Raw genomic sequence first — 15,229 nt, 5'->3', positions numbered from 1 at the left:
GTGAGCCACGAGATGAACCCCATCACCACCCCGGCCGGCCACCGGCCGGCCGGCCACCCGCAGGCGGGCTGGACCCTGACCGAGGCCTGCGCCCGCAACGCCGCCACGCGCCCGGACCACACGGCGCTCATCTGCGAGGGCCGCCGCACCAGCTACGCGCGGCTGCACCGTGACAGCAACCGGGCGGCCCACGCCCTGAAAGCGGCCGGTATCGGCCGCGGCAGCCGGGTGGCCTACCTGGGCCGCGAGTCGGAGCACTACTACCTCACCATCCTGGCCTGCGCCAAAGCCGGCGCGGTGATCGTGCCGGTCAACTGGCGGCTGACCGCCGGCGAGGTGGAACACATCCTCAACGACTCCGGCGCCGAACTGCTCTTCGTCGACGCCGAGTTCCAGCCCACCGTTGAGCAGATACAGGCAGGCGACGGGCTCGGGGCGCTGCGTACCGTGGTGCGCCTGGACGGCACCGGCGAAGACGGCACCCACGACCGCGGGGCGGGCCTGGCCCGCTGGTACGCCGCTGCGGCCGACACCACCCCCGACGCCGGCACCGGCCCCGACGACGCGGTCCTGCAGATCTACACCAGCGGCACCACCGGCCTGCCCAAGGGCGTGGTCATCGCCCACCGGACGTTCTTCACCCTGCCCGAAGCGGTCCGCGCCCACGGCGCCGACCCGGACGACTGGATCGACTGGCGCGCGGACGACATCAGCCTGATCTCCCTGCCCGGCTTCGGCATCGCGGGCATCGGCTGGTTCCTGCACGGCTTCTGCGTGGGAGCCACCCACGTGATCATGCCGATGTACGCCGCCGGTGAAGCGGTGCGCCTGATCGCCGCCCTGGGCGTCACCATCACCTTCGTGGCGCCGGCGATGCTGCAGATGATGCTGGACGAACGCGGCGTCACCCCCGCCTCGTTCACCTCCCTGCGCAAGATCGCCTACGGGGCGGCGCCGATCTCCGAGAGCCTGCTGCTGCGCAGCCTGGAGATGTTCGGCTGCCAGCTCGCCCAGATCTACGCCAGCACCGAAGCCGGCAGCGTCGCCGTCTGCCTGCCGCCGTCCGCGCACATCCCGGGCAGCCGGCTGCTGAAGGCCGCCGGCCGGCCCTGCCCCGGCAACGAGATCAAGATCTGCGACCGGGACGGCACCGAACTCGGCCCGGGCGAGATCGGCCAGGTCTGCATCCGCACCCCGGCCCACATGATCGGCTACCACAACCGGCCCGACGCCACCGCCCAGACCCTGGTGGACGGCTGGCTGCACATGGGCGACGCCGGCTACCTGGACGAGGACGGCTATCTGTTCCTGTGCGACCGGATCAACGACACCATCATCGTGGCCGGGCAGAACATCTACCCGGCCGAGGTGGAAAAACAGCTCAGCGAGCACCCGGCGGTGGCGGACGCGGCCGTCGTCGGCGTCCCCGACGAGCAGTGGGGCGAGGCCGTGCACGCCGCCGTGGTGCTGCGCGAGGGCACCAGCGCCAGCCCGCGCGAACTGCTGCTGTTCCTGCGCGGCCGGCTCGCCGACTACAAGATCCCCGTCCGCTACCACGTCCTTGACGCACTGCCCCGCAACCCTTCCGGCAAGATCCTGCGCCGCTCGGTGAGACAGCAGCTCAGCGGCCGGCAGACAGGCACACAGCAGGCGGGCGGCTGGCAGGCGGGCGCAGTACGCAGGCCGGCGCCGGCCTGAAGCGGCCCGCCGGCCGGCACGCGCATCGAATGGAACGGACAAAGACTGTGAACGGAGTTGGACCCATGGGCACCTCATCGGGCCCTGCGCAGGTCGGCGTGCTGCTGCCGACCCGGGAGCAGGCCATCAACGGCACCTTCGCCGCCGCACCGCTGCTCGACTTCGCCCGGCAGGCCGAGCAGCTCGGCTTCGACTCGCTGTGGGCGGGCGACTCGCTGATCGCCCGCCCGCGCCTGGACCCCCTCGTGGTGCTGTCCGCCGCGGGCGCGGTCACCAGCCGGGTCACCCTCGGCACCGCCGCCCTCACCCCGGCGCTGCGGCACCCGCTGACCGGCGCGCACCAGGCGGCCAGCCTGGACCACGTCACCGGCTCCCGGCTCGTGCTCGGCCTCGGCTCGGGCTTTCCGATGCCGGAGACCGAGGAGGAGTTCGCCGCCGTCGGCGCCTCCTTCACCCACCGCGCCGGCCGCCTGGACGAGATCGCCGCCTTGTGGCGCCAGGCCTGGCGCGCCACCCGGCCCGGCACGCCCAGCGACTTCCAGGGCCGCTACTGGCAGGCGTGCGGGCTGGACAGGCTGCCCGGCCCGCACCGGCCGGGCGGCCCGCCGCTGTGGCTCGCGGGCAGCGACACCCCCCGGGTACTGGAGCGGGTGGCCCGCCACTACGACGGCTGGATGCCGTTCCTGCCCAGCGCCGAAGCCTACGGCGCGGCCTGGCGCCGGATCGGTGAACTGGCCGCGGCCGCGGGCCGCAGCGCGGACGCCATCACCCCGGCGCTGTACGCCACGATCACCGTCGATGCGGACCGCCGGCGGGCCCGCGCCGAGCTGGAGCACTACCTCAAGCACTACTACGGGCGCACCCTGGAGCAGATGGCGGCGGTGCAGGCCTACGCCTGGGGCAGCGCCGAGGAGTGCGCCGACGCGCTGGCCGCCTACGTACGCTCCGGCGCCCGGCACCTGATCATCCGGATCGGTTCGCTGCAGGGCGAACCCCAGCTGAAGCAGATCGCCGACGTGGTGCTGCCCCGAGTCAAGGAGATGTCACGGTGAACGGATTCGGCCCGGACATGTCCACCGCCGGCTCCTGGTTCCACCCCGTCCAGGCCGACCCCGACGCCGGTCTGCGGCTCTTCCTGCTGCCGCACGCCGGCAGCGGCGCCATCATCTACCGCGACTGGCCCAGCCTGCTGCCCTCCGACATCTGCGTGCAGGCGGTGACCCTGCCCGGCCGCCACAACCGGCGCGAGGAGGAGACCTACCAGGACTTCGAACCGCTGCTGGAGGGCCTGTACGAGGCGGTCCTGGACGAACTGGACGACGACCGGCCCTTCGCGATCTTCGGTCACTGCCTCGGCGCCCAGCTGGGGTTCCGGGTGGCCGTACGGCTCAAGGAGGAAGGCGAGCGCCAGCCGCTGCTGCTGGGCGTGTCCGGCTGGTCGCCCATCGGCTTCTACCGGCCCACCGAGGAACAGAGCCAGATGCCCGACGACGAGATGCTTCAGTGGATCAAGAAGCTGGGCTCGTTCCCCGCCGAGGTCTACGACAACCCGGACATGCTCGCGCTGGTGGTGCCCGCGCTCCGCGCCGACCTGAAGGTCTCCGCCCAGTACGAGGACGACGGCGCGACGGTGTCCTGCCCGCTGGCCTCCTACGGCGGCGACAGCGACCCGCTGCAGCAGGACGCGGACGCGATGACCCACTGGGCCGGCCGCAGCCCCCAGTACCTGGGGCACCGCGGGTTCGCCGGCGGCCACTTCTACCTCGACCACCACGCCCTGGCGGTGACGGCGGACTTCTCCCGCCATCTGCGGCGCCTGGCCCCGCAGCCGGCGCACTGACCCCCACCGCCCCCGCTGCTCCCCCGCCACCCCGCTGCTCCCCCGCCCCCGCCCCTCTTGCGCTGTCTGCCTCGTTCCCCGCCCCTTTTTTTCTTTCCGTCACCGGGTAGGTACCCATGCCTTTCGTCACCGCCAAGGACGGCACACAACTGCACTACGAGGACTGGGGGGCGGGCCGGCCGGTCATCCTCCTGTGCTCGGCCACCATGAACTCCCGCATGTGGGAGTTCCAGGCCCCCTACCTGGCCGCGCGCAACCTGCGCTGCATCCTGCCGGACCGGCGCGGCTTCGGCCGCTCCCAGTGGCCCTGGGACGGCTACGACTACGACACCCTCGCCGACGATCTGGCCTGCCTCATCGACCACTTGCAGCTTGCCGACATCACCCTCGTCGGCTACGCCATGGGCGGCGGCGAGGCGGTGCGCTATCTGGCCCGGCACGGCTCCGCCCAGGTGGCACGCCTGGCGCTGGTGTGCTCCACCACCCCCTACCTGCTGCGCGCGCCGGACAACCCCGACGGCATCGACCTGGCCGTCTTCGAGCAGGCCGCCGCCGCGATCAGCGCCGACCGGGCCCGCTACGTGTCCCAGATCGCCCTGCCGTTCTTCGCCGGCCCCGACGCCACGGCCGCCTCCCTGACCCTGTCGCCCCAGCTGATGGACTGGATGACCCAGCAGGCCCTGGACAGCTCCCTGCGCGCCACGGTGGAGGTCACCCGCACCCTGTTCACGCAGGACCTGCGCCAGGACGTGCGCGGCGTCGACGTACCGACGCTGATCGTGCACGGAGACGCGGATATGAGCGCGCCGCTCCAGCTGTGCGCGCAGCGCACCGCGTCGTTGATCCCGCACAGCCGCATGGTGGTCTACGAGGGCGCCGCACACGGCCTGTTCGCCACCCACGCGGACCGCCTGAACACCGACCTTCTGCAGTTCGCCGGCGGGTAAGGACGCCACGCAGGCCGCCCCCCTTTTGTTGTGCGGCCCCGCACGCGCACAGCGCCGCGCCCGCACCCCGTTTCCGCCTTTTGCGGGGGGTGCGGGCGCGGCGCCGTGCGCCGTTGCTGCCGGCCTGGCCCGGTAGGGGGGTGGCTAGCGGTGGGCCTTGCGCAGGGCGCTGAACTGGAGCGCGGCGAACGCGGCGACCACGAGCGCCTGCAGCGGGATCCACACGGTGCCCGCCGTGTCGGCATCGAGCCAGCCGAAGACGACGGCGGCGATGCTGGCCAGTGCCCACAGGATGTTGACCTCGATCACCGCCTTGGTGGCCGCGGACGGCGGCAGCGGCCTGGCGGCCAGGGCCGCCACCAGCACGCCGTAGACGGCCAGGAAGGCACCGATGCCCCGCAGGAAACCGCGCTCCAGGCCGAGCAGGTCGCCCACCGGCTCGGCGGCGAGCAGGTAGATCAGGCCGTTGGCCGCGGTGACCGCGGCGTCGAGTGCGAGGAACAGACGCAGGGGGCCAGCCGCGGCGGTGGGGTGCGCCGCAGCGATCCGGGTGGCCTGGTTCGTCGTCATGAGGTCTCCTGGTCTCCTTGGGGGGTCGGGTGTCGCCTACGCGACGCTGCCACAGGCCTCTGACGGGGCCCTGACACCGTGCTCGCGTCAACGCCCGGCCCCCGGGCGCGGGCGCAGGCGCCGGCGCGGGTGCCGGCGCGGGTGCGGGCGGGGGTGCGGGCGGGGGCGCGGGCGCAGGTGCGGGCGCAGGTCAGCCGCCGGTCAGTGGCGTGTCAGCCGGCGGGCGCATGCTGGTGGTGTCGCCAGGACGCACGGCACCCGCCAGATGGCGCAGCCGGCCGTGGTCCGGGCGGCCAGGACAGGCGCCCGCAGCGGCCGACCGGGGACGGGAGTCCGCTTGGTGTCGGGTGCAGGACCGCGCAGGGGCGCATCCCGCCCTCTTTGCCGCTGCTGGAAGAGACCGGCCCCGTCCGGGCCGGTCTCTTCGTGCGTGCGGCGAGGCCCGGCAGGCCCGGGCGGGTCAGCGGGCCCGGCGGGCTTGGTGGGCCTGGCGGGTCAGCGGGCCTGGCTGAGCAGCGCGTCGACCATGCCCTCGTCCAGCATGGTCTGGGCGGTGACGTCGACGGCGTCGTCGAAGCCGAGGTCGACCAGCGCGACGCTCACCGTGTACTGGCCGGCCACCGTCCAGGTGCGAAAGCTCCACTCGTCGCCGGAGCCCGGCGTGCCGTCCGGGCGCAGCACCTGCACGCGCTGGGCCCCGGGTGCGAAGCCGAACTCGGTGAAGCGGAACCGCAGCCCCTGCCCGATCGCTTTGCTGTAGGCCTCTTTCAGCGTCCACAGCCGTACCAGTGCCGCGTTGCGCCGCCCTGGTGCCATCCGGGCCAACAGGTCGGTCTCGTAGGGGGTGCAGATCTGCCGCTCCACCGCCGAGCCGTGCAGCTGCCGGCTGGACAGCTCCGCGTCCACGCCGATCCAGCCGCACCGGGTGATGCCGACGACCAGCAGGTCGGCGGTGTGGCTGAGGCTGATGTCGACCTGGTCGCAGCCGCGCAGATAGGGGCGGCCGCCGGGCTTGTAGGCCAGGTCGATGTCGGCCGGGCGGGCCTCCAGGACGGCGCCCGCGGTGTACTTCAGCAGCAGCCGGGAGGCCAGGAACCGGGCCCGTACCTCGTCGTTGGTCATCTTCTGCAGGCGGGCGAAGTCCCGTCCGAGCAGCGCCGGCAGCGCGGAGTGGGCGCCGGTGTCCGGCTGGAAGTCGGCCAGCCAGTCCTGCAGGTGGGCGAAGACCACCACGCTGCCGCGTTCGGCGAGTTCACGCCGCACGGTGTGCCAGGGCCCCTGGGGGGTGACCTGGCACAGCCCGGCGGCCGCGGACGGCTCGGGCAGCATCGCCGAGGCGGCCGGGGCCCAGCTCACGCCGCGTTCTCCTCGCCCTGCCAGGTGGTGGTGCGCAGCAGGTCGGTCAGGGAGCCGACGTTGGCCATGTGGCCCACCATGTCGGGCAGCGGCAGCTCGCCCAGGCACGGGCGGCGCTCGGCCAGCCGGTGCACCAGCTCGATGAGCATCAGGGAGTCGAAGCCCAGATCCTCATAGAGCCGGCTGTGTTGCCCGGCCGGGGGCAGCCCCGTCTCCAGCGCCGCGACGACGTCGTCGGCGACCCGGTTGAGCAGCAGTTCACTCATGGTGTCCTCCGGTGCGTGTCCCTGCCCGCCCGGCCGGACACGCCGGCCCCGGCCGGGCAGGCAGGCCGGGGGTTGGGCGGGGCGGGGGTTGGGCGGGTGGGTGGGTGGGTTCATCGTGCGGCGAGCGGGGTGTCGTACAGGTCGAAGCTGGCGGCCTGGGTGAAGCGGCGTGACAGCTCGGCGAAGACCTCGGCCTCGGGGCCGGGTGCGGTGGCGGGGGTGCCCAGGCCGAGGCGGGTGCAGATCCGCAGCAGCGCGGTCACCAGCCAGCCCGAGCCAGCCAGGAAGGTGTCCTGGCTGTGCTGCTGGTGGCGCCACACGCCCAGGCAGGCGGCGGCGGCCAGGATGAGGGTGTAGCGGTCGGCCAGCGCGTAGGTGTGCGGGTTGGCCAGGCTGTGCCGGCTCAGCGGCGCCAGCGCCGCGCAGGCCTCGCGCAGCCGGCGCAGTTCGCCGACCAGGTGGCGGGTGATCGGGCGCAGCTGGGCGGTGCACGGGCTGTCGGGGCCGGTTTCGATGTCCTCGGCGGCGGCGACCAGCTCCGCGCACAGCGGGTCGCCGGCGGCGGCGGTGGACAGGCGGGCGAAGTCCAGCACGGGCAGGTCGTCGCGGACTTTGAACAGCCTCGCGTGCGAGGGCGTATCGGTCAGCCAGGAGCGGCGGGCCAGGGCGGACAGTTCGGGGGTGATGGTGGACAGCGCGGCCGCCGCGCCGGCGTGTCCGAGGCTGGTCACCGGCAGGTCCCGTACGTGTTTTTGGAAGATGCCGAACTCGCCGTCGCGGACGTAGATGGCGGAGCCGAGCAGGACGGACAGCTCGTGCACCGCGTCGTGCAGCAGGATGGGCAGCAGGTATTTGGTGGCCGCCGCGTAGACGCCGGTGATGCCCAGGTGCAGCCCGGCCGCCCGGGTGCTGGCCAGGGCCAGGCTGTCGCAGATCAGCAGATCGCTGAAGGCTCCCGAAAGGGTGCGCCTGGCCTGCGGGTTGCGCTGCACGGGCCGCCCGCCGACGCCGTGCACGTCGGCGAAGCGCAGCGCGGTGCGCAGGGCGGTGTCGCCTCCGCCCAGCACCATCGAGGGCAGGATGCTGCGGGTGAAGGCGAAGGACCGCAGGGCCAGGTCGACGCCGCCGCCCTCCTGGCCGAGCATGCTGTGCTCGGGCACGGGGCAGTGGGTGAACTGCAGTCCGGTCATCCGGCAGCCGCGCATGCCCACCATCGGATAGCGCTGAAGGTCGCGCACCCGGCCGGCGGGCAGTGCCTGCCGGTCCAGCAGCAGCGTGGAGTGGCTCTGGCTGCCGCTGTCGCGGGAGCTGCGGCACACGATCACCAGGCCGCGGGCGCGGTCGGCGTTGATGATGACCCGCTTGGTGCCGTCAAGGACCAGGCCGCCGCCGGCGCCGGCGCTCAGGGTGAACTCGTCGCGCAGGAAGGCGTTGCCGTGCGCCAGTTCGCGGTAGGAGACGGCCAGCCGGCCGCCGCCCAGGAGCACATCGGCCGCCCACCGCTGCTGCGCGCTGCTGCCCGCCACCCACACCGAGGCGCCGGCCAGCACGGAGAAGGCACCGTATCCGGTGCCCAGCGCCTGGTCGCGGCGGAAGACCGCCCTGAGCACCCGGGCCAGGGTGTCGGCCCTGACCAGGCGGCCGCCCAGGGCCGCGGGCACGAACTCGGCGTTCAGCCCGAAGCCGTCCAGCAGCTGCTCGGCCTGCGCCTGCGGCAGCCCGCGCTCGTCGGCGGCGAGGATCGCGGCATGCCCCAGCGGGTTGGCCGCATCCCAGGGGTCACCGAAACGGCGCTCCAGGTCCGCGACGCGTCCGGCCACCGCCGCTTCGGAGTTCAGCGCAGCAGCTTGTGCCCGCGGCCGCGCGGCCGCCTCGTTCGTGGGTAGCGCAAACGTCGTCAGTGCCATCGATTTGCCACCTTCCGCCGGGCAGGCCCGTCTTCCGTCCGCCGCAGCCTCAGCAAGCCTTGTGGCACCGAGCCTTATCAACGCCTCTGGAGGATCGCTGGAGACGCGCATGGGCCAAGCCCCCTCCCGAAGCGCCGCGCGCACCCCCGCAGTGCGCCACCGCCCGCCCCGCCGCCCCGCCGCCGCCCGCGGACCGCGGACGGCGGACCGCGGGCGGCGGGGCGGTGGGTAAGGGGATGGTCCGGGGCCGGTTTTGGCCCCGGGCCGTCCCGTTCCTTCGGAAACGGACCGGCCGGGGGCTTTCTTTTGAAATGCGGGGCCCGGTCCGTGCACGCGGGGCCTCTTTTTTTGCGGCGCCGGTGCCGCCGTACGGGCCGCCGCCTGAAAAGCACTCAAGAATCATCACACCGCGAGCGGAATTGCTCTGGCGGCCGCTGCTGGGTTTTCCGGACACCGGATATGGTCCGAAAGTACCTGCACAAGACCGGATGCGTTCCAGGCGTGGGCCGTCTTGGCGAAAACCACGCACGGGGGCGATGTGAGGAGAGCGATGGACGGCACCGGACCGGCGCTGCGCCTGTTCGTCTTCCACCACGCGGGCGGCTCGCACGTGCCCTACCGCCAGTGGCCCGCCCTGCTGCCCGAGCAGTGGGAGGTCCGTCTGCTGGACGCTCCCGGGCGCGGCCGTCTCGGCGACCTGCCGCAGCTGCACAACGCCGCACGGCTCGCCGACTTCTTCCGGCGCCGCCTCAAGGACGAACTGCAGGGCCCCTACGCCTTCTTCGGGCACAGCATGGGCGCCGTCATCGCCTACGAGCTGACCGTCCAGCTCGCCGCCCGGGGCCAGGCGCTGCCGGTGTGGCTGGGGCTGTCCGCGCGGGGCGCGCCGCGGTGGCAGGGCGAGGACAAGCAGCATCACCACCTGCCCGGCACCGAACTGCAAAGTCATCTGGAGCTGCTGGGCGGCACCCCCGACGAGGTCTTCGACCACCCCGATCTGTGGGCGCTGTACGAGCCGCTGATCCGCGGCGACATGCGCCTGGTGGAGACCTGGCGGCCCCAGCCCGGCACGCCCGTGCTGCCGGTGGCGCTGTCGGTGTTCGGCGGCAGCCAGGACACCTCCGTACCGGCGCAGCGGCTGGCCGGATGGGAGCGGCACACCGAACGCTTCCTGGGCGTGCGCCTGTTCGACGGCGGCCACTTCTACTTCCTGGACGACCCGCGGGTGCTGCTCGGGCAGGTCTGCCAGGACGTGGACACGGCCCTGGCCCTGGCCGCGGACCTGCCGCCGGCGGCCGGATGAACCCGGGGCCGGACCGGTGGCCGGGCGGGTCCGGCCACTTGTGCCTCTGATCACCTGCACCTGACTGCCGCTACCGACTGCCTGCCTTTCGACATGAGGGGGACAGATGCAGTTCCGCATCCTCGGTCCCGTGGAGATCCAGGACGAGCACACCGGTGTGCGCATCCTTCCGACGGGCGCCAAGCAGCGCGCCCTGCTCGGCGCGCTCGTGGTCAAGGCCGGGCACGATGTGTCCGTGCACCGGCTGATCGACGAGCTGTGGGGCGGCCACCCGCCGGCCAACGCGGCGAACGCGCTGCAGGCCCATGTGGCCCGGCTGCGGCGGCGGCTGCCCCGGGCCGGCGGCGCGGCCGGAGGGCCGCACGAGTGGATCGCCACCGGCTCGCTGGGCTATGTGCTGCACCTGGGTGCGGCCCAGATCGACGCCCAGCGCTTCCACAGCCTGATGGCGCAGGGCCGGCAGACGGCCGGCCGTGATCCGGGCCGGGCCGCCGAACTGCTGCGCCAGGCCCTGTCGTTGTGGCGGGGCCCGGCCCTGGAGGGCAGCGCCTACGGCGACATCTGCGCGGCCGAGGCGGCGCAGCTGGAGGAGCACCGGGTGACCGCCTGGGAGATGCTGTACGACGCGCTGCTGCGGGCCGGGCGGCACGGGGAGGTCACCGGCGAGCTGGAGGAGCTGACCTGTGACCATCCCCTGCGGGAGCGGTTCTACGAGCTGCTGATGGTGGCGCTGTACCGGTGCGGGCGGCAGGCGGAGGCGCTGAGCGTGTACGAGCGTGCGCGCAAGCGTCTGGTGCACGAGCTGGGCGTGGAGCCGGGCCCGGCCCTGCGCAGCCGTATGGAGGCGATCTTGCATCAGGATCCGGCGCTGGCCCTGCCGGACGCCTCTGCCGCCCTGGCTGCCGGGCAGGAGGGCGGGGCGGGGCCGGCGGCCGGGTGGCTGGGCAGTGAGATAGCCCGCCTCAACCACCGCATCGAGGGCCTGCGGCTGCAGCAGGAGCACCTGCTGCGCCGCTTCGAGCAGCTGACGGCCGCGGCGGGCGGGAAGCCGGCCGGACACTAGCACCGCACCCCGGCCGCGGCCGGGTGCGGTGCCGGCAGCCGCTCAAGGCCCGCTCCACCGGCGTGCGGCACCCTGGCGATGCCGGCCAGGCACAGGAGGGGCCCCCTTGGGCGGTTCGCCCCGCCGGGGCCGGACAGGCAGGCGGAGTGCGCCCCCCCTTTTTTTTCGATGTCCGGTCCGCGGCGGCCGACCCGTGGCCCTCCCCCGTGCCCGGGCCGGCCGCCGCTGGCAGGCGGGCGCCGCTGCCGGGCGGGCGCTGCGGGTGTGCGGGGCCGCCGCGGCGGGCACCGCCGTCCCCGCCCCGCGCCGCTGGCCTGGGATGCCGTGCGGCGACGCGGGGGCTCTGACCGCTCCTGCCGTGGGGGCTCTGACCGCTCCTGCCGTGGGGGCTCTGACCGCTCCTGCCGTGGGGGCTCTCTTCGCTCCCCCGGTGGGGGGCTGTGTTCGGTCCTTGTCCCGTGGGGGTTCTGCCCGTTCCCCCTGGTTGGGGGCTTTCTTCGCTCCCCCGTGGGGGGCTGTGTTCGGTCCTTGTCCCGTGGGGGTTCTGTCCGTTCCCCCCTGGTTGGGGATTCTCTTCGCTCCCCCCGGTTGGGTGTTCTCTTCGCTTCCCCCGCGGGGGGTTCTCTTCGGTCCTTGTGCCGGGGGGGTTCTATCCGCTCCTGCCATGGGGGCTTTCCTCGCTCCCGCGGGGGTTCTGTTCGGTCCTTGTGCCGTGAAGGTTGTCTTCGCTGCTGTGGGGGTTTTCTTCGGTGCGGCGGGCGGCGGTGTGCAGGGCATGGGCCAGATCGCGCAGCCGGCCGTCGTCGCCGGCGCCGCCGGCGTCGTCGTGGTCGGCGCCGAGGACCACCAGGGGTGCGTGGCCGAGGTCGGCCGCGAGGTGCCGGGCGAGCTCGCAGGCCAGGGCGCCGGCGCCGGAGAAGCCGCCGAGGATGAGGGGCTCGCCCGCCTGGAGCAGGGGCTGCAGCGCGGTGAGCAGCAGGGGCAGGCGGGCCACGTCCGCCCGCAGCGTGGTCACGGCCTCGGGCCCGGTGTAGTGGCGGGCCAGCGCGCTGTGGCGGCTGTCGTCGTATCCGGGCGGGGCGATCAGGCAGATGGTGGCGGCGCCGGGGCGGGCCGCCGGGCGCAGCCGTCGCAGGCGCCGGTGGGAGCCGGCCGGCCGGTCATCGTGCAGGCGGGGGATGTCGGTGCCGGCCAGGTGCGCCAGTGCCCCGGCGACGGTGATGGTCTCTGCGGCGGCGGGCAGCTGGCGCAGCAGCTGGGCGCTGTGGGCGAGCATCTGGGCCACCTGGTCGTCGTGCAGCCGGCCGCGGTCGTGCACCGCGGTCAGCACGAGCCGGCCCATGCTGTCGTGGTGGGCGAGCACGCCGACCGCGAACGCGCCGTGGCCTGCGGCCAGGCGGGCGTCTTCCACGTGGATGCCCTGCGCGGCCAGGTCCCAGGTCAGGTGGTGCGCCTGGCGGGGGCGGTGCTCGAAGCAGAGCACGGTCTCGGGTACGGCGGCGTCGGCGTCGTAGCCGAGCCAGGTGCGGATCTGCCCGGCGCAGACCCATTCGTAGGCGGCCAGGTCCAGGGCGCGGTCGGTCACCTCGCGCAGCAGCTGGGCCACGGTGGCGGCCGGGTCCACGGTCAGGCTCAGCGGCAGCGGGTTGGCGAAGGGCCCGGGAACGCGTGCGATGCCCTCCATCGGGATGCCGCGTCCGGACACCGTGACGCTGAAGCTGACCGGGGCCGCGGCGCGCCGTGTGCCGTGTGCCGTGAACAGGATCATCGCCCACACGGCCTGCAGGGCGCTGCTTTCGGTGGCTCCGAAGCGGGCCGCCCAGTGGGCCAGGCGTACGGCTTCGGAGCGGGTGAGCCGGGCCAGGGTGCGGCCGGTGCCGTGCCGGCCGGTGACGGCGCCGGGGCGGGCGCGGGGCAGGGCGGGGCTCAGCTGGGCGCTGGTGCGCTGGAAGTAGGCGCGGGCCGGCGCGGTGTCCTGTGCGGCCAGCCAGCGGCCGTAGTCGCGCAGGTCGGGGCGGCGTTCGCCGCCGCTGGTGCCGGCGGTGAGGTAGGCGCGGTAGAACTCCTGCAGCAGCAGGCGCACGCTGCGGCCGTCGAGCAGGCCGCGGTGGTAGGTCAGGACGATGTCGGTGGGCGGGGCCAGGCCGGCCGGCGGCTGTTGCGGTGCGCCGTCGAGCAGGGCGGCGCGCAGCAGGCCGGGCCGGCCCAGGTCGAAGCCGCGCTGTGCTTCTTGTTCCATCAGCGCCTGCCGGGTCAGGGTGCCGTGGGCGTGGCGGCTGACTTCGGGCACGGCGCGGGCGTGCAGCGCCAGGTGGGGCTGCGGGGTGAAGACGAACGCCGTGCGCAGCACGCTTTCGTGGTCGAAGACCTGCTGCCAGGCGGCGGTGAACCGGCCGGTGTCCAGCGGCCCGTGCCAGCGCCAGACGAGCTGGGCGACCTGCCGGTGCGGGGTGCCGGCGAGCAGGTCGTGCTGGAGCGGGGTGAGCGCGAGGGGCTCGGGCAGGGCCGGGGCCGGCCGGCCGGCGCGGGGGCCGGGTGAGGGCCCGCTGCCGGTGCCGTGCGCTGCCGGCGCGGCCGCGGTGAGCAGGTCGGCGAGCACACCGAGGGGGTAGCCGGCGTCGAACCGCAGAACATGGTGGCCGGGTGCCTGACGCACCGTGTGGGGCCGCATCCGGCGCAGGTGCGGCCGGTCGGCGGCAACCCGTTCGAGGGCGGCGTGCAGCAGGTCCCGCTCCAGCGGGCCGCGCAGTTCCAGGGTGGACGCCGCCTCAGCGGCCCGGCTGTCGAGGGCGAGCACTGCGGTCAGCGACACATCCACGTGGCGTTCGGCGGTCATCGGCTCCGCGGGGCCCAGGCTGCGCCCGCGCGGGGCGACGGCCGGCAGGCCCCGCTCCTCCTCTCCTTCGCGTCCTTCGCGCGCCGGAAAGCCGAGTCTGGCCTGCTGCCCCCACGCACCGCTGACACGCCGCTGACACCGCGCCCGGCACCGGACACCCCCCGCTGTTGTGTGTGTGGGGGGGATGAGGGGGTGGTGGTGCGTCACAGCATGCGCACGGCCGACTCGGCGTGTTTCTGGGCCAGCCGCAGGATTTGCAGGCTCTCCAGGCCCAGGTCCGCGCGCACCCGGCGGCGGGCGTCCTGGACGGTGGCGCCCGCGCCCAGGACCTGCTCGATGTCCTTCTCACGCAGCACGACGTGGTGCTGGGAGAGCACGGTCAGGCCTGTCGCGTCGGGCACGAGGGAGAACTCCCCGCAGTGCGCCGCGATGAGCTTGCGCGGCACGGTGTCCTTGTGCACGATGCGTCCGGCGTGCGGGAAGCACACCCGCACCGACCGCACCGTGTCCGAGGCGCCGTCGCTGCCGGCCAGATCCATGGTGACCTCCTGGACGCCGACGTGGGGCTCGGCCAGCTCCACCCGCCGCACGTGCGGGACTTGCCCGGGCCAGTCCGCCACCTCGTACAAAAAGCCGTAGACGAGCTCGGCGGGCCCCTTGATCCGCACCTGCTCCTCGAACGACAGCACCAGCTCGTCCAGCCGCTGCCAGCGCTCCGCCAGGAACCGCAGGCTCTTCAGACCCAGGCGGGCGAAGTCGACGGTGGCCCGCTCAAGCCACGCCACGTCCTCGGGCCGGTCATGGACGGCCGTGAACTCGTGATTGATGGTCAGCCGGCACCGGTCGGGGGCAAGGGCCTGCACCCACCAGGTACCGCCCATCGACTCGGCCGGCTCCATGATCAGATCCTGGCGGAAGGAGACCCGGCGCCGCGCGGGGTCCTGGACACGGTCCGACGTCCAGGACTTGATCTGCTGATCGGCCAGCACCCACATCCGCAGCCGCTCACGGACACCGTCGAAGTCCAGCCGCTCCACATACACATTCGGCGGGAGGTACAGCGGCCAGCGCTCGGCATCGGCGATCAGCCCGTAGACGACCCCCGCGGGCGCGGCCACGTCAACCGCGTGCGACAGACGGCTCACACGCTCACCGGGCACCCAGACCACCTTCTCTCCTCGGCAAAAGCCGCCCGGCTACCGTGCGCGGAGCGCGCACGGCCGGCATGCCCTCCGGCAGGGCGGTCGTCCCACAGAGCCTGTCCCGGCCCGCTCGACACCCACCGGAATACCGCTCGACCCCCACCCGCCTTGCCCGCCCGGCACCCGCAGCACCCCCGGCACAGAACGCGGTACAGCACGGCCCCACACGCAACACAACCGCGCGCGGCAGGGCCGCAGCCAGATCACGGCCTGGGCCAGGGCCAGGTCATGCCCGGGGCCG

General features: G+C 73.8%; 12 protein-coding genes. 6 read left to right on the top strand and 6 right to left on the bottom strand.

The window, feature by feature from the left end:
- Positions 1-12 precede the first annotated feature (12 nt).
- From NW895_RS23275 to NW895_RS23260, 4 genes are all read left to right on the top strand, one after another.
- Positions 13-1,698: a long-chain-fatty-acid--CoA ligase gene (locus tag NW895_RS23275; protein ID WP_289937830.1), complete on the top strand. Its 1,686-nt coding sequence runs from the start codon at positions 13-15 to the stop codon at positions 1,696-1,698.
- Positions 1,699-1,763: 65 nt separating this feature from the next.
- Positions 1,764-2,750: an LLM class flavin-dependent oxidoreductase gene (locus NW895_RS23270; protein ID WP_289937749.1), complete on the top strand. Its 987-nt coding sequence runs from the start codon at positions 1,764-1,766 to the stop codon at positions 2,748-2,750.
- Positions 2,747-3,538 carry a thioesterase domain-containing protein gene (locus tag NW895_RS23265; protein ID WP_289937748.1) on the top strand — a complete coding sequence of 264 codons (792 nt, stop codon included), beginning with the start codon at positions 2,747-2,749 and terminating at the stop codon, positions 3,536-3,538. The genes NW895_RS23270 and NW895_RS23265 overlap by 4 nt, the downstream gene beginning before the upstream one ends.
- 116 nt (positions 3,539-3,654) lie before the next feature.
- Positions 3,655-4,485, top strand: coding sequence for an alpha/beta hydrolase (locus NW895_RS23260; protein ID WP_289937746.1), 831 nt, complete (start codon positions 3,655-3,657; stop codon positions 4,483-4,485).
- Between the two features lie 144 nt (positions 4,486-4,629).
- On the opposite strand, the gene NW895_RS23255 is transcribed toward NW895_RS23260, so the two are convergent.
- From NW895_RS23255 to NW895_RS23240, 4 genes are all read right to left on the bottom strand, one after another.
- Positions 4,630-5,055 (bottom strand): hypothetical protein, encoded by a 426-nt coding sequence (locus tag NW895_RS23255; RefSeq protein ID WP_289937745.1) that lies wholly within the window; start codon positions 5,053-5,055, stop codon positions 4,630-4,632.
- Between the two features lie 495 nt (positions 5,056-5,550).
- Entirely contained in the window at positions 5,551-6,384 is an 834-nt protein-coding gene (locus NW895_RS23250; RefSeq protein WP_289937829.1) for a 4'-phosphopantetheinyl transferase superfamily protein, read from the bottom strand.
- Positions 6,385-6,407: 23 nt separating this feature from the next.
- The gene (locus NW895_RS23245) at positions 6,408-6,677 is read right to left on the bottom strand and encodes a phosphopantetheine-binding protein (protein ID WP_289937743.1); all 270 of its coding nucleotides are present in this window, start codon (positions 6,675-6,677) and stop codon (positions 6,408-6,410) included.
- Between the two features lie 110 nt (positions 6,678-6,787).
- Entirely contained in the window at positions 6,788-8,584 is a 1,797-nt protein-coding gene (locus NW895_RS23240) for an acyl-CoA dehydrogenase (RefSeq protein ID WP_289937742.1), read from the bottom strand.
- Between the two features lie 550 nt (positions 8,585-9,134).
- Between NW895_RS23240 and NW895_RS23235 the strand changes: the two genes are divergently transcribed.
- On the top strand, positions 9,135-9,887 hold the full coding sequence (locus NW895_RS23235; protein ID WP_289937741.1) for an alpha/beta fold hydrolase: 753 nt from the start codon (positions 9,135-9,137) through the stop codon (positions 9,885-9,887).
- 106 nt (positions 9,888-9,993) lie between these two features.
- A complete protein-coding gene (locus tag NW895_RS23230; protein WP_289937740.1) occupies positions 9,994-10,950 on the top strand; it encodes an AfsR/SARP family transcriptional regulator in 957 nt (318 codons plus the stop codon).
- Positions 10,951-11,599: 649 nt separating this feature from the next.
- Here NW895_RS23230 and NW895_RS23225 read toward each other — a convergent pair.
- Both NW895_RS23225 and NW895_RS23220 read right to left on the bottom strand, forming a co-directional pair.
- Entirely contained in the window at positions 11,600-13,786 is a 2,187-nt protein-coding gene (locus tag NW895_RS23225; protein WP_289937739.1) for a condensation domain-containing protein, read from the bottom strand.
- 203 nt (positions 13,787-13,989) lie between these two features.
- On the bottom strand, positions 13,990-14,946 hold the full coding sequence (locus NW895_RS23220; protein WP_289937738.1) for an SRPBCC family protein: 957 nt from the start codon (positions 14,944-14,946) through the stop codon (positions 13,990-13,992).
- Positions 14,947-15,229 lie beyond the last annotated feature (283 nt).

This window comes from Streptomyces sp. S.PNR 29 (assembly GCF_030386795.1).
Classification (GTDB): Bacteria; Actinomycetota; Actinomycetes; order Streptomycetales; family Streptomycetaceae; genus Streptomyces.
This window is presented reverse-complemented; position numbering and strand designations above follow the sequence as displayed.

What these genes read in the sequence shown, in the direction of transcription:
- NW895_RS23230 (WP_289937740.1), top strand. Translation starts at nt 9,994, where the DNA reads ATGCAGTTCCGCATCCTCGGTCCCGTGGAGATCCAGGACGAGCACACC.
- NW895_RS23245 (WP_289937743.1), bottom strand. Translation starts at nt 6,677, where the DNA reads ATGAGTGAACTGCTGCTCAACCGGGTCGCCGACGACGTCGTCGCGGCG.
- NW895_RS23250 (WP_289937829.1), bottom strand. Translation starts at nt 6,384, where the DNA reads ATGCTGCCCGAGCCGTCCGCGGCCGCCGGGCTGTGCCAGGTCACCCCC.
- NW895_RS23275 (WP_289937830.1), top strand. Translation starts at nt 13, where the DNA reads ATGAACCCCATCACCACCCCGGCCGGCCACCGGCCGGCCGGCCACCCG.
- NW895_RS23225 (WP_289937739.1), bottom strand. Translation starts at nt 13,786, where the DNA reads ATGACCGCCGAACGCCACGTGGATGTGTCGCTGACCGCAGTGCTCGCC.
- NW895_RS23255 (WP_289937745.1), bottom strand. Translation starts at nt 5,055, where the DNA reads ATGACGACGAACCAGGCCACCCGGATCGCTGCGGCGCACCCCACCGCC.
- NW895_RS23270 (WP_289937749.1), top strand. Translation starts at nt 1,764, where the DNA reads ATGGGCACCTCATCGGGCCCTGCGCAGGTCGGCGTGCTGCTGCCGACC.
- NW895_RS23240 (WP_289937742.1), bottom strand. Translation starts at nt 8,584, where the DNA reads ATGGCACTGACGACGTTTGCGCTACCCACGAACGAGGCGGCCGCGCGG.
- NW895_RS23235 (WP_289937741.1), top strand. Translation starts at nt 9,135, where the DNA reads ATGGACGGCACCGGACCGGCGCTGCGCCTGTTCGTCTTCCACCACGCG.
- NW895_RS23260 (WP_289937746.1), top strand. Translation starts at nt 3,655, where the DNA reads ATGCCTTTCGTCACCGCCAAGGACGGCACACAACTGCACTACGAGGAC.